General features: G+C 68.8%; 11 protein-coding genes. 3 read left to right on the top strand and 8 right to left on the bottom strand.

Going from position 1 to position 13,428, the window contains the following annotated elements; all coding sequences use genetic code 11:
- Positions 1-48 precede the first annotated feature (48 nt).
- Together C5F75_RS23620 and C5F75_RS23615 are read left to right on the top strand one after the other, a co-directional pair.
- Positions 49-1,119: an AI-2E family transporter gene (locus tag C5F75_RS23620; protein ID WP_059574519.1), complete on the top strand. Its 1,071-nt coding sequence runs from the start codon at positions 49-51 to the stop codon at positions 1,117-1,119.
- A gap of 210 nt (positions 1,120-1,329) precedes the next feature.
- The gene (locus tag C5F75_RS23615; protein WP_059574518.1) at positions 1,330-1,704 is read left to right on the top strand and encodes a hypothetical protein; all 375 of its coding nucleotides are present in this window, start codon (positions 1,330-1,332) and stop codon (positions 1,702-1,704) included.
- Positions 1,705-1,743: 39 nt separating this feature from the next.
- Here the strand turns inward: C5F75_RS23615 and C5F75_RS23610 are convergent, their stop codons facing one another.
- On the bottom strand, positions 1,744-2,538 hold the full coding sequence (locus C5F75_RS23610; RefSeq protein WP_059574516.1) for an SDR family NAD(P)-dependent oxidoreductase: 795 nt from the start codon (positions 2,536-2,538) through the stop codon (positions 1,744-1,746).
- A 158-nt stretch (positions 2,539-2,696) separates the two neighbouring features.
- Between C5F75_RS23610 and C5F75_RS23605 the strand changes: the two genes are divergently transcribed.
- Positions 2,697-3,542, top strand: a complete 846-nt coding sequence (locus tag C5F75_RS23605) for an AraC family transcriptional regulator (RefSeq protein WP_059574514.1) — start codon at positions 2,697-2,699, stop codon at positions 3,540-3,542.
- Positions 3,543-3,554: 12 nt separating this feature from the next.
- Here the strand turns inward: C5F75_RS23605 and C5F75_RS23600 are convergent, their stop codons facing one another.
- The 7 genes from C5F75_RS23600 to C5F75_RS23570 form a co-directional block, all read right to left on the bottom strand.
- On the bottom strand, positions 3,555-4,142 hold the full coding sequence (locus tag C5F75_RS23600) for a LysE family translocator (protein WP_059574512.1): 588 nt from the start codon (positions 4,140-4,142) through the stop codon (positions 3,555-3,557).
- 99 nt (positions 4,143-4,241) lie between these two features.
- Positions 4,242-5,735, bottom strand: a complete 1,494-nt coding sequence (locus C5F75_RS23595) for a heavy metal sensor histidine kinase (protein WP_059574510.1) — start codon at positions 5,733-5,735, stop codon at positions 4,242-4,244.
- Positions 5,732-6,427, bottom strand: coding sequence for a heavy metal response regulator transcription factor (locus C5F75_RS23590; protein WP_011547791.1), 696 nt, complete (start codon positions 6,425-6,427; stop codon positions 5,732-5,734). The genes C5F75_RS23595 and C5F75_RS23590 overlap by 4 nt, the downstream gene beginning before the upstream one ends.
- A gap of 34 nt (positions 6,428-6,461) precedes the next feature.
- Positions 6,462-7,973: an efflux transporter outer membrane subunit gene (locus C5F75_RS23585; RefSeq protein ID WP_059574674.1), complete on the bottom strand. Its 1,512-nt coding sequence runs from the start codon at positions 7,971-7,973 to the stop codon at positions 6,462-6,464.
- A 5-nt stretch (positions 7,974-7,978) separates the two neighbouring features.
- Complete coding sequence (locus tag C5F75_RS23580) at positions 7,979-9,208, bottom strand: efflux RND transporter periplasmic adaptor subunit (protein WP_059574508.1); 1,230 nt, start codon at positions 9,206-9,208, stop codon at positions 7,979-7,981.
- Between the two features lie 36 nt (positions 9,209-9,244).
- A complete protein-coding gene (locus C5F75_RS23575) occupies positions 9,245-12,412 on the bottom strand; it encodes an efflux RND transporter permease subunit (RefSeq protein WP_104012791.1) in 3,168 nt (1,055 codons plus the stop codon).
- Positions 12,413-12,597: 185 nt separating this feature from the next.
- Positions 12,598-13,341 carry a Crp/Fnr family transcriptional regulator gene (locus C5F75_RS23570; protein WP_059574504.1) on the bottom strand — a complete coding sequence of 248 codons (744 nt, stop codon included), beginning with the start codon at positions 13,339-13,341 and terminating at the stop codon, positions 12,598-12,600.
- Positions 13,342-13,428: the final 87 nt, after the last annotated feature.

Here is a 13,428-nt window from a genome sequence, read left to right as displayed (position 1 = left end):
GCCGGTTGCCTGCGCGAACCGCCATTTTTTCATTTCGACCGAGGTGCCATGGGCGCGCATGTCCCGTCGTCTTCCGATTCCGCCGCGCGGCCGCGCGCCCAGCAGATCGCCCGCGTCGCGCTGTATGCGGCGTTGCTGGTGCTCGCGCTGTGGGTGATCCGCGATTTCATTCCCGCCATCGCATGGGCCTGCGTGATCGCCATCGCGATGTGGCCGCTGCTGAAATGCTTTGAATCGCACCGGCTGTTCCGCAACCGGCCGACGCTGATCGCGACCGTCATCACGGCGGCGATTTCGCTGCTCGTCGTGCTGCCGGTGGCCGTCGCGACGACCCAGGCGATCGCACAGGCGCACGATCTGCGCGAGTGGCTGCGCACGATCCAGGACAACGGCATTCCGCTGCCGGACGTGGTCAGCCGGTTGCCGTACGGCGCGGCGCAGATCACCGAATGGTGGCAGGCCAATCTCGGCCATCCGCTGCATGCGGCCACCGCGATGCACGGCGTCAACGGCGAGAAATTCATCGCGTTCGGCCGGCACTTCGGCACGAAGCTTGCGCACGTGCTGCTCGAATTCGGCTTCATGCTCGTCACGCTGTTCGTGATCCTGCGCGCCGGCCACAAGCTGTCGGGTGCGTTGCTGCAGGGCGCGCGGCGTGCGTTCGGGCGCAACGGCGCGGAACTGATCGAGCGCATGGTCGCGGCCGTGTACGGCACGGTGACGGGGCTCGTCGTCGTCGGGCTCGGCGAGGGCGCGTTGCTCGGCGTCGCCTATGCGCTCGCGGGCGTTCCGCACGCGGCGCTGCTCGGCCTCGTCACGGCGGTCGCCGCGATGCTGCCGTTCTGCGCGCCGGTCGTGTTCTGCGGCGCGGCGCTCTGGCTGTTCGTGCAGGGGGCGACGATGTGGGCCGTCGTGATCGCGGCGCTCGGGTTCATCGTCGTGTTCGTCGCCGAGCATTTCGTGCGGCCGGTGCTGATCGGCGGTTCGACACGGCTGCCGTTCCTGCTCGTGCTGTTCGGCATCCTCGGCGGGGCGGAGACGTTCGGCCTGATCGGGCTGTTCGTCGGTCCCGCGCTGATGACGGTGCTGACGATGCTGTGGGCCGAATGGATTGCCTGACCGCGCATGCCGGTTCGACGCGGCGGTGCAGCGGCGCGGATGCGTGCACGGGCGCCGGTTGCAACGTTCGTTGACGATTCGGCTGGCGCGGATGCACGCCAGCGCGGGGATTCGGACAGAGATCTCTACATTTCTTTTCGATCCGGACCCAAAGGTCGAGTAGCATGGGGCTTTCGATCACGCCGGCATGGCGCAGCAGATTTCCCGAGCATGCGATTGATTTCGATGTCCCGTCCCGCGGCGGCGCTGTCCGTGGCCGCCGGCTGCCTGATGTTGCACGGCTGTGCCTGGTTCGACGCGTGGCTGCCGTTCTCGTACTCGCGCACGCCGCTCGCGCGGGCCGCGTCGCGGCATGGCGCGACGCGCGCCGACGTCGTCCGCGCCGCCGGCAACCCGCGCAGCGTGTGGATGGTCCGCAACGGCAGCGGCGTCTGCTACAACTATTTCATCGAGCACGGCAACGATCACCGCGCGTACTTCGTCGTGTTCGACAAGGCCGGCGTCGTCACGCGGTACGGCTTCGATTCCTGCATGGACGCCGACCGCAAGGGCGCGCTTCGCTCGGAGAAGGCCGCTTCGCGCTAGCGCGGCCGCCGTGCGCCGCGCGAGCGTGTCACGCAGTCGTCACGCGATCGTGTCGACCACGCCGCCATCGACGCGCAACGCCGCGCCCGTCGTCGCCGACGCCTGCGGCGAGCACACGTACACGACCAGGTTCGCGACTTCCTCGGTCGTCGCCGGCCGCTGGATGATCGAGCTCGCGCGCTCGCTGCGCACGAATTCCACCGCGATGTCGTCGATGCTGCGGCCCGTTTCGTCGGCCTGCGCCTTCAGCATCTCGCGCACGCCTTCCGACATCGTCGGCCCCGGCAGCACCGAATTGACGGTCACGCGGGTGCCGGCCGCGAGCTTCGCGAGGCCGCGCGCGATCGACAGTTGCGCGGTTTTCGTGAACCCGTAATGAATCATGTCGACCGGGATGTTCAAGCCCGATTCCGACGAAATGAACACGATGCGCCCGCCATTGCGTTCGATCATCCCTTTCAGGTAATGCCGCGCGAGCCGCACGCCGGACATCACGTTCATCTGAAAATAATGTTCCCATTCGGCGTCGTCGATGTCGAAGAACGGCTTCAGGCCGTAAATGCCCGCGTTGTTGACGAGAATGTCGGCATCCGGCGTGTGCTGCGTGACGCGCGCGACGCCGGCCGCGTCGGACAGGTCGGCGGCGACGCCGTCGAGGCTCGCGACTGGCACGGCGTCGCGCAGTTTCTCGAGCGCGGACTGCACCGACGCGTCGCTGCGGCCGTTGACGACGACGTGCGCGCCGGCGCGCACGAGCCCTTCGGCGATCGCGAAGCCGATGCCGGCGGTGGAGGCGGTAACGACCGCGGTCTTGCCTTTCAGATCGATCTGCATGAGTGGTACCGGTTGGAAGAGGAAGCGGAACCCGCCGCGTCTGCCGCGGCGGCCGAATTCAAAGCTTAGGCGATCCAGCCACCAGGCGTCGGTTCGCTGTTGCGCGGCGCCGCACAGTCTTGTACGGTGAGCGTTCGTCCGAACCGGGAGCCTGCCGCGTGAGCCGTACCGCCAACCGATCCGCCGTGCCGTCGCCGTTCTGGCGCGATGCGGCGCTGCCGTTCGTCGAGGCGCGTACCGTCGACGACGGGCGCGCGATCTGCTATGCAAAGCACACGCACGACACGTTTTCGGTGGGCGCGATCATCGGCGGCACGAGCACGTATGTGAACGGTGCGACGAACGCGCACGTCGGGCGCGGCGTGCTCGTGATCATCGATCCCGAGCAGGTGCACGCGTGCAACCCGTACGGCCCCGATGCGTGGGCGTACCGGATGGTCTATGTCGACGTGCCGTGGCTCGCGCGGCTGCAACACGCGCTGGGCCGCGATCCGAACCGCGATTTCCACGGGTTTTCGACGAAATGGACCGAGCGCGGCGATCTGTTCGCGCAATTCGGCGGCTTCTACCGCACGCTCGTGTCGCCACGCGTCGATGCGCTCGGCAAGGAGAGCGCGGCGGTCGAATTCTTCACGGCGCTGCACGGCGCGCTTGAACGCGAACCGCCCGATTCGCGGCCGGGCGACGACAACGCGAAGCTCGCGCGCGCGGCCGACTACATCGCCGCCCATTGCCGCGAGGCCGTTACGCTCGATGCGATCTGCGCGGCGGCCGACCTGTCGCCGTCGTACCTGATCCGCGCATTCAATGCGCGCTACGGGATGACGCCGCATGCGTTCCTGATCGATCGGCGCGTGCAGTACGGCCGCACGGAACTGCGCCGCGGCCGGCCGATCGCCGAAGTCGCGCTCGATGCCGGCTTTGCGGACCAGGCGCATTTCCAGCGCGCCTTTCGGCGAATCGCGGCCGCGACGCCCGGGCAGTACCGCAGTGCGATGCGCTGACCGGCGAAGCCGCTACACGTCGAGCAGCAACAGCGCGCTGCCCGCGAGCAGCAGCGCCATCAGCCGGTTGAACACGCGCATGCGCCGTGCGTTCGCGAGCCGGTGCCGCAACGACGCGCCCGCATAGCCCCAGCATGCGATCGACGCGAAGCAGATCACCAGATACAGCGCGGCGAACTGCCAGACCTGCGCACGGTCGCCATCGGCCGCATATGCGCCCATCGCGGCCACGCATGCGAGCCACGCCTTCGGGTTGAGCCACTGCATCGCCGCGCCGGCCGCCGCCGACGGGCCGGCCACGTCCGGATCGGCCGACAGCCGGCCGTCGTCGAGCGCGAGCCGCAACGCCATATACAGCAGGAACGCGATCCCCGACCACTGCGTGGCCGTCGTCAGCACGGGCCAGCGCGCGAGCGCCGCGTGCAGGCCGAGGCCGATCAGCAGGAACAGCGCGACGAAGCCGAGCGTCGCGCCGGCCGCGTAGCGCAGGCTCGCGCCGAGGCCGTGGCGCGCGCCCGCGCCGAGCGCGACGATGTTGACGGGACCGGGGGTGATCGACGAGGCGAGCGCGAACGCGGCCATCGAAACCAGCATGCTCATCAGATGTCTCCATGCGACATGTCGAAAGTCGCACCGAGACTACGGGCGCCGCGTCGGCCCGTATTGAAGAAAACTACCCTCGGCGGCGCGCGGCCGCCGTCAGTGCAGTGCGCCCGGCGCGTGCGCCGGGCGAGCGCCGTGGGGATCGGCCGGATTCGCCGAATCGGTGGAATCCGTGGAATCGGGCGGGCCGGCGGCGTCGCCGGGACGCAGCGGCCCGCCCGAGCCGGGCTGCGTCGACACCGAGAAGCCGAACGTATTGACGCCGCCCGAGCACGCGACGAACACGCCGCCGCCGTGCATCTCCGCCACGGCCTTGACGATCGACAGCCCGAGCCCGTGGTTTTCCTTGCTGTTCGCGCGCGCTTCCTCGAGCCGGTAGAAACGTTCGAACACGTGCGAGCGCTGCACCGGGTCGATCGGCTCGCCCGGGTTCGACACGGCCATCTCGACGAGCGTGTCGCGGCGCGTGATCGTCACGTTCAGCGTCGCGCCCGGCGCCGAATGCTGGATCGCGTTGATCAGCAGGTTCGTCATCGCGCGGCGGAACAGCGACGGATCGACGGCCGCGCGCGCATCGCCGTGCAGTTCGGCGCGCAACCGCGCCTCGTCGAGCGGGATTTCGAGGAAGTCGAGCATGCGCCGCACCTCGTCGGCCAGCGACACGTCCTTCAGGTCGGTCGCGCGTTCGCCGCGATCGCTGCGCGACAGGAACAGCATGTCGTTGATGATCACGCGCAGCCGCTCGAATTCCTCGAGATTCGACTGCAGCGTCTGGCGCATCCGGTCGACCGAGCGGTCGCGGCTCGTCAGCGCGACCTGGGTCTGGCCGATCAGGATGCTGATCGGCGTGCGCAGCTCGTGCGCGACGTCCGCGTTGAACGCTTCGAGCCGCGCGTAGGTTTGCTGGATGCGTTCGAGCGCGCCGTTGAACGACGTCGCGAGATCGCGCAGCTCGGTCGGCAGCGCGTCGGTGTGCAGGCGCTGGCGGCGGTTCGTCGCGCTCACGCTCGCCGCGTCCTGCGACAGCCGGTCGAGCGGCGCGAGCCCGAAGCGCGCGACCGCGCGGCTCAGCAGCAGCGTGATCACGGTGGCCGTCGCGATCAGCGCGGCCAGCGTCCAGCCGAAGCGGCGCAGCATCCGCTGCGTACGCTCGCACGACGTCGCGACGACGAGTTGCAGCGTCGGCCGTTCGCCGGCGCCGGCCAGCGTGACGGTTTTCGTCATCACCGCGTAGCTGCTGTCGTTGAGCTGGTAGCGCTGGAACGCGCCGAACGGCGGATCGAGCGGCACGCCGTTGACGGGGCTGCCGAAGCGGAACGCGGGGTCGGGGCTGACGACCTGATAGTGCGTCGACCCGTCGGGAGGTTCGAGGTCGGCGAGCTTTTCCTGCATCAGGTGGCCGCGCGCGGCCGTGGTCGCGTGCGACACGATCATCGCGGCGACTTTGGCGCGCGTGTCGAGCGTCGCGCGCAATTCGGCGAACAGTTGCCGTTCCATCATCACGAACAGCCCGCAGCCGACCAGCGTGAACACCAGCAGCGACACGATGCCGAACATCGCCGAGAGCCGCAGGATGATCGAGCGTTTCATGCGCGCCGCTCCGTGTCGCCGTCCTCGCGCGCCTCGAGCACGTAGCCCATCCCGCGGATCGTGTGCAGCAGCTTCTCCGCGAACGGGCCGTCGAGTTTCGCGCGCAGGCGCTTGATCGCCGTCTCGACGACGTTCGCGTTGCTGTCGAAGTTCACGTCCCACACGAGTTCGGCGATCGTGGTCTTCGACAGCACCTCGCCGCTGCGCCGCGCGAGCACGCCGAGCAACTGGAATTCCTGCGCGGTCAGATCGAGCCGCGCGCCGTCGCGGGTCGCGCGGCGGCCGATCAGATCCACGCGCAGGTCGCCGATCGAGATCAGCGTCGATTCCTGCACGCGCGCGCGGCGCGTCAGCGCGCGCAGCCGTTCGATCAGTTCGAGGAACGAGAAGGGCTTGGTCAGGTAGTCGTCGGCGCCGCCGCGCAAGCCTCGCACGCGGTCGTCGACGCGATCGCGCGCGGTCAGCATGATCACGGGCGTCTGCTTCTGCGCGCGCAGCGCACGCAGCACGCCGAAGCCGTCGAGCTTCGGCAGCATCACGTCGAGCACGACCACGTCGTAGTCGAATTCGACGGCTTTCCACGCGCCGTCCTCACCGTCGAGCGCGGTATCGACGACCCAGCCTTCCTCGGTCAGGCCGCTCTTCAGGTATTCGACGACTTTCGGTTCGTCTTCGACGATCAGCACTTTCATAGGTTCGTTGTCCGCGTAACCGGTTAAGGGCAGGTCAAGGGCCGACGCCCGCGCCGCGCCGCGGGGCCGCCGACGCGACGTCGGACGGCGGGGCGCCGTTCGCCGCATCGCCGTCCCAGCCGCCGCCGAGCGCCTTCGCGAGAAACACGACGAGCGCCGCGCGCTGGCCCTGGATCTGCACGGCCTGGCGCTCGCTCGTCAGCAATTGCTGCTGGGCCGTCAGCACGTCGATGAACGGCGTCAGGCCGCCCGCGTAGCGATCCTGCGCGAGCGACACGAGCTTGCGCGCGTCGTCGACGGCGGCCGATGCCTGCTGCGCCGCCTGCGCCAGCACCGACAGGCCGGTTACCGCATTCTGCACCTCCTGGAACGCGGTGAGCACGGTCTGCCGGTAGCTGGCCTGCGCGGCGACGTAGCCGGCCTGCGCGAAATCGACGCCGGCCTTCAGCTTGCCGCCTTCGAACAGCGGCTGGCTGAGCGATCCGCCGACCGACCACAGCAGCGCCGGCACGGTGAACAGGCCCGCGAAGCGCGTCGCATCCCAGCCGATGTCGGGCGACAGCGTGATGCGCGGGAAATACGCGGCGCGCGCGACGCCGATCTGCGCGTTCGCGGCGGCCATCGCGCGCTCGGCCGACGCGACGTCGGGACGCCGCTGCAGCAGGTCGCTCGGCATGCCGGTCGGCAGCGCGGGCGCGTTGATCGGCACCACGCGCGCCGGCAGCGAGAATTCGGGGGCCGGCGTGCCGACCAGCGTCGCGATCGCGGTTTCGACCTGCGCGCGCTGCTGGATCAGCAACTGCACCTGCGTGCGCGTCGCGTCGAGCTGCGCGCGCTGCTGCAGCAGGTCGAGGCCCGACACCGCGCCGAGGTCGTGGCGCGCGCTCACGTAATCGAGCGCTTTCTGCTGCAACGCGATCGAGCGCTTGACGACGTCGATCTCGGTGTCGAGCTCGCGCAGCGTGAAATAGCTCGACGCGAGATCGGCGCTCAGCACGAGGCGCGCGTTCGCGAAATCGTCGCGCGCCTGCTCGCTGTTCGCCCGTGCCGATTCGACGTTGCGCCGCACGCGGCCGAACAGGTCGAGTTCGTAGCTGACCGCCGCGCCGACCTGGATCTCGTTCTGCACGGTCGACATGCTCTTCGTCGCGTAGTTGGTCTGCGGCCGGTCGGCGGAGATCTTGAAGCGCTGGCCGCTCGCGTTCAGCCCGACGGCCGGATACTGTGCGGACGCGACCGACGCGAGCGTCGCCTTCGCCTGGTCGTAGCGTGCGGCCACCGCCTTCAGGTTCTGGTTGTTGCGCAGCGCGTCGGCTTCCAGCGCGTCGAGCTGCGCGTCGCCGAACGCGGTCCACCAGGCCGGATCGAGCGGCGCGCGGGCCGGTGCGGCCGGGTGCCAGTATGCGTCGGCCGGATCGAGCCGCCACGCGGCCGGCGTGTCGACGGCCGGGCGTTGGTAGTCCGGGCCGACCGTGCAGCCGGCGAGGGCGACGGCGGCGGCCGCGACGACGGCGGCGAGCGCCGCGGGCCGCACGCGGGTGCGTATCGCACTCACGACTTCGCTCCCGCGACGGCCGAGGCCGGTTGCGCCGCCGGCGCCTGCACGACGACCCGGTCGCCAGTCGCGAGCGCGTCGCCCGGGTTCGCGACGAGGCGGTCGTTCGGCGTGATCGGCCCGTCGACTTCGAGCGTCTGGCCGATCGTGCGCACGACCGTCACCTGTTTCAGATGAACCTGGCCGTTCACATCGACGGCCGCGACCGTCGGGCCTTCGGCACGGAACAGCAGCGTATTGGCCGGCACCTGCAGGCGGCCGACCGGCGTCATCGGCAGCGTCGCCTGCACGTACGCGCCGGGCAGCAGCCGCCCGTCCGGGTTCGGCAGTGTGATTTCGATCTGCAGCGAACGCGTCGCGACGTCGATCGCCTCGGACGTGCGCGTGATCGTGCCGTCGAAGGTCCGACCCGGCAGTTCCGCCTGCGCGACGCTCACGTGCTGGCCAACCTTGATCTGCTGCGCATACGCCTGTGGCACTTGCACGTACAGGCGCAGCCGGTCGGCCTGCACGACCGTGAACAGCGCGCGGCCCGCGTTGCCGGAATTGACGAGGTCGCCGACGTCGACGTTGCGCTGCGTGACGATCCCGTCGATCGGCGCGACGATCCGCTGGAAGCCTTTCAACTCGGTGAGGCGGCGCATGTTCGCATCGGCCGCGGCGAGGGTCGCGGCGCCCTGGCTGAACGCGCCTTGCCGGTCGTCGAGTTCCTGCTGCGACACGGCATCGCGCTGGCGCAACTGCTGCGCGCGATCGAACGACGTCTTCGCGAGCGCGAGCGCCGCTTGCGCCTGCTGGCGTTGCGCGGTGGCCTGCGCGAGTTCCTGGTTCAGCTCGGGCGTGTCGAGTTCGGCGAGCGTTTGCCCCTGCTTCACGTGCGCGCCGATGTCGGCCTGCCAGCGCAGCACGTAGCCGCTGGCGCGCGCATAGATCGGCGACTCGACGAAGCCGCGCAGCGTGCCGGGCAACGTCAGCTTGCCGCCGCTGGCCGCGTCGACCGGATGCACGACGCTCACATATTGGCGCGTGTTCTGCTCGGCGACCGCGTCGAGGTGATGCCGGTTCAGCACGTTGACGACGATGGTGCGCGCGGCGCCCGCCACCAGCAGCACGCCGATCACGATCAGGACGATCCGTCCGCGTCGCGACACCGACGCGCGCGCCGGCAGGTGCATGCCGTGTTCGTCCACCTGGATGCCGACGGCGCTGTGATGTTTCTCTTCCATGAATTCAACCAATTCAACCGGGTAGTGGGGCGAAAGTCAGTGTCCGGCCTGGCGCGCGCGCCGCCGGGCCAGCCGCGCATGCACGCCGCCGAACACGAGCGGCACGAACAGCAACGTCGAAACGGTCGCGAACAGCAGCCCGCCGATCACCGCGCGGCCGAGCGGCGCGTTCTGCTCGGCGCCTTCGCCGAGACCGAGCGCCATCGGCACCATCCCGATGATCATCGCGAGCGCCGTCATCAGCACCGGGCGGATCCGCGTCGCGCCGGCCTCCAGCGCGGCCGTGAGCGGCGGCGCGCCGGCCGCGAGCCGTTGCCGCGCGAACGACACGACGAGAATGCTGTTCGCGGTCGCAACGCCGACCGTCATGATCGCGCCCGTCAGCGCGGGCACGCTCAGGTGCGTGCCGGTGACGAACAGCATCCACGCGATGCCGGCGAGCGCGGCCGGCATCGCGCTGATGATGATCAGCGGGTCGAGCCACGACTGGAAATTGACGACGATCAGCAGGTAGACGAGCACGATCGCCATCGCGACGCCCGCGCCGAGACCGAGATACGACGTGCGCATCGTCTCGATCTGGCCGCGCATCGAGAGGTCGGTGCCGCGCGGCAGCGATCCGCGCGCGTCGGCCACGATGCGGTCGATCTCGCCCGCGACCGCGCCGAGATCGCGGCCCTCGACGCTCACGTATACGTCGATCGCCGGGCGGATGTTGTAGTGCGTGATCACGGCGGGGTTCGCGGTACTGCGCACCTGCACCAGATTGCCGAGCAGTTGCAGCGGCGTGCCCGTGCGGCCGCTGGCGGAGATCGGCGTGCCGAGCAGATCGTCGACCGACGACAGGTTGTATTGCGGGGTCTGGATCTGCAGCGGGTACTGGACGCCGGTGCGCGGGTTGATCCAGAACGACGGCGTCGTCTGCGAGCTCCCCGACAGCGAGATCAGCATGTTCTGCGCGACGTTCTGCGCGGAGAGATTGAGCTGCTGCATGCGCGTACGGTCCATGTCGGCCAGCAGGGTCGGTTCGTCGTTGCGTTGCAGTACATGCACGTCGACGGCGCCGGGGATTTGCCTGATCTTTTTCATCAGGCCGCTCGCAATGGTCATGTTACTCGCGAGATCGTTGCCGAGCACCTGCACGTCGATCGCGGCCGGCTGCCCGAAGTTGAGGATCTGCGTGATGATGTCCGACGGCTGGAAGAAGAACTCGACGCCCGGGAAGCGCTGCGGCAGCAGCGTGCGCAGTCTCTGCACGTAGTGCCCGGTCGCGCGGTGGCCGGGCTTCAGCGCGATCAGCAGCTCGCCGTCGAGCGTGCCGATCGTGCCGGCGTTGCTGTACGACAGGTTGATGCCGCTGACCGGCAGGCCGAGGTTGTCGACGATCGCGCCGAGCTCGTCGGGCGGCACGGTTTCGCGGATCACGCGTTCGACCTGGTCGGCGAGCCGCGCGGTTTCCTCGATCCGGTAGCCGGTCGGCGCGCGCACGTGCAGCCGGAGGTTGCCGGAATCGGCGTTCGGGAAGAAGTCGCGGCCGAGCACGAACACGAGGCCCGTCGACAGCACGCAGAAGCCGAGGAAGCACAGCGCGTAGAAACGGCGGCGCACGAGCAGGATGCTCAGCAGCACGATGTACCACGCGCGCAGCCGTTCGAACGCATGGTTGAACGCGTGATGGATGCGCGCGAAGCGCGACGTCGAAGGGCCGGGGCCGGTGCTCGCCTGCTGCGGGCGGAACAGCAGCATCGCGAGCGTCGGCACCAGCGTGCGCGACAGCACGTACGACGCGAGCATCGCGAATACCACGGCTTCCGCGAGCGGCACGAACAGGAAGCGCGCGACGCCGGTCAGGAAGAACATCGGCACGAACACGATGCAGATGCACAGCGTCGACACGAGCGCCGGTACCGCGATCTCGCCCGCGCCTTCGAGAATCGCTTCGTGCAGGTTCGTACCGAGATGGAGATGCCGCTCGATGTTCTCGATCGTGACGGTTGCATCGTCGACGAGAATGCCGACCGCGAGCGCGAGCCCGCCGAGCGTCATGATGTTGATGGTCTCGCCGAGCGCGGACAGCGCGATCAGCGACGTGAAGATCGACAGCGGGATCGAGATTGCAATGATCAGCGTGCTGCGCCAGTTGCCGAGGAACAGCAGGATCATCATCGCGGTCAGCACGGCGGCGATCAGCGCCTCGTGGATCACGCCCTGGACGGCTGCGTTGACGAACACCGACTGGTCGAACAGCGGCGTGATCGTGAGCCCCTCGGGCAGCGTCGGGATCACCTTCGGCAGCAGCGCCTTCAGGTCGGACACGACCTTGAGCGTCGACGCGTCGCCGCTTTTCAGGATCGAGATCAGCACGCCGCGCTGGCCGTTCTGGCGCACGACGTTGGTCTGCGGCGCGAAGCCGTCGCGCACCGCCGCGACCTCGCGCAGGTAGGTCGTCGCGCCGTTGATCGTCTGGACCGGCAGGTTGCCGATGTCGGCAACCGTATCGGCCGACGCGTTCGTGTCGATCCGGTATTCGGTCTGGCCCATCTTCGCGGTGCCGGTCGGCAGCACGAGGTTCTGCGCCTTGACCGCGTTGACGATGTCGGCCGGTGTGAGGCCCTTCGCCTGCAGCGCCTGCGGGTCGAGGTCGATCGCGACCACGCGCGTGCGGCCGCCGTACGGGAACGGAATCTGCACGCCGGGCACGGTGATCAGCTGCGGGCGCAGGAAGTTGAGCGCGATGTCGGCGAGCGACTGCTCGCTGAGCGTCTTGCTCGACAGCCCGAGCTGGATCACCGGGATGCTCGACGCGGAATAGGTGATCACGAGCGGCGGCGTCGCGCCCTGCGGCATCTGCCGCACGATCGCCTGCGCGGACGACACCGTCTGCGCGATCGCTGTCTGCACGTTCGCGCCCGGTTGCAGGAACACCTTGACGACCGCGATGCCGGGCAACGACGTCGATTCGACGTGCTGGATATTGTTGACGGTCGTCGTCAGGATCCGTTCATGCACGGACGTGATGCGGTTCGTCATCTCCGTCGCGGAGAAGCCGTTGTAATTCCAGATCACGCTGATCACGGGGATGTTGATCGCGGGCAGCACGTCGACCGGTGTGCGCATCAGCGCCAGCGGGGTGGCCAGCACGATCATGATGGCCATGACGATGAACGTGTAGGGGCGCCTGAGCGCGAGATTGACGATCCACATGGAGGCGGCGGGACAGGCGGTGATCGGGCGGCGGTGAAGGGAACCCGAATGATAGGCGTCGGCCCGCAACGGGTTACTGTCGCGAAACTGGCGGAATTGTCAGGTTGGGGCGTGGCGGCCGTCGGCCGATTCCGCAGACGGAATGCCCCGCCGCGATGGCGACGGTTCCGCGCATCGGGCGGCGCTCACAGCTGCTCCATGCCGAAACGCGCGAGCGCATCGAGATCGACGACCTCGATCTGGTTGTACGCGAGCCGCAGCGCGCCGAGCTTCTCGAGCTGCTGCAGCGCCTGGTTGATCCGCTGGCGCGACACGCCGACGAGCATCCCCAGTTCCTCCTGCGAGATCGACAGCGACGGGCCGGTATCCGGATACAGCGCGGGGTTGAAGAGCTGCGCGAGCGCCTGCGCGACACGAGCGTCGACGTCGAGCAGCCGGCTGTTCTGGATCGACGCGATGAATTCGCCCATCCGGTTGTTCAACTGATGAATCACGAAGCGCGTGAACGGCAGGCTCGTGTCGAGCAGCGCATGGAACGTGTCGACCGGCACGAACAGCACGGTCGAGCGCTGGATCGCGACGACCTCGTATTTGCGTAGCTCGCGCTTGATCACGCTGCCTTCGCCGAACCAGCCGCCCGACGGCACGCCGGAGAACGTGCAGCCGCGCCCCGATACGTTGAAGATCGCGAGCTTCAGCAGCCCCCGATGGACGCCGATCCAGTATTCGGACGGCGCGAGCCGGTGCGCGATCACGTCGCCGGCGTCGCACTGCGCGACGTGCGACTGGGCGAGCACGAGCGCCTGGTGTTCGGGCGCCAGCGTGCGGAACCACGCGCACTGGCCGAACAGCGTCGCCAGCGGCGGCAACGGGCCCGGTTCGGGAAGCGTGTCGGCCGGGTCGGCGGCCGCGTCGAGGTGGTCGTGCATGGATGCGGGTTTGCGAGGATAGGGATAACGCGCAGCGCTCGCGCGGCACTCTGTCGTTTCGATGACAGACGGCTCACAATATCGCCC

Origin of the sequence: Burkholderia anthinoferrum (assembly GCF_002925705.1) — a bacterium.
Taxonomy (GTDB): domain Bacteria; phylum Pseudomonadota; class Gammaproteobacteria; order Burkholderiales; family Burkholderiaceae; genus Burkholderia; species Burkholderia semiarida.
The sequence above is the reverse complement of the archived record's forward strand: the minus strand, read 5'-3'. Positions and strand labels throughout refer to the sequence as shown.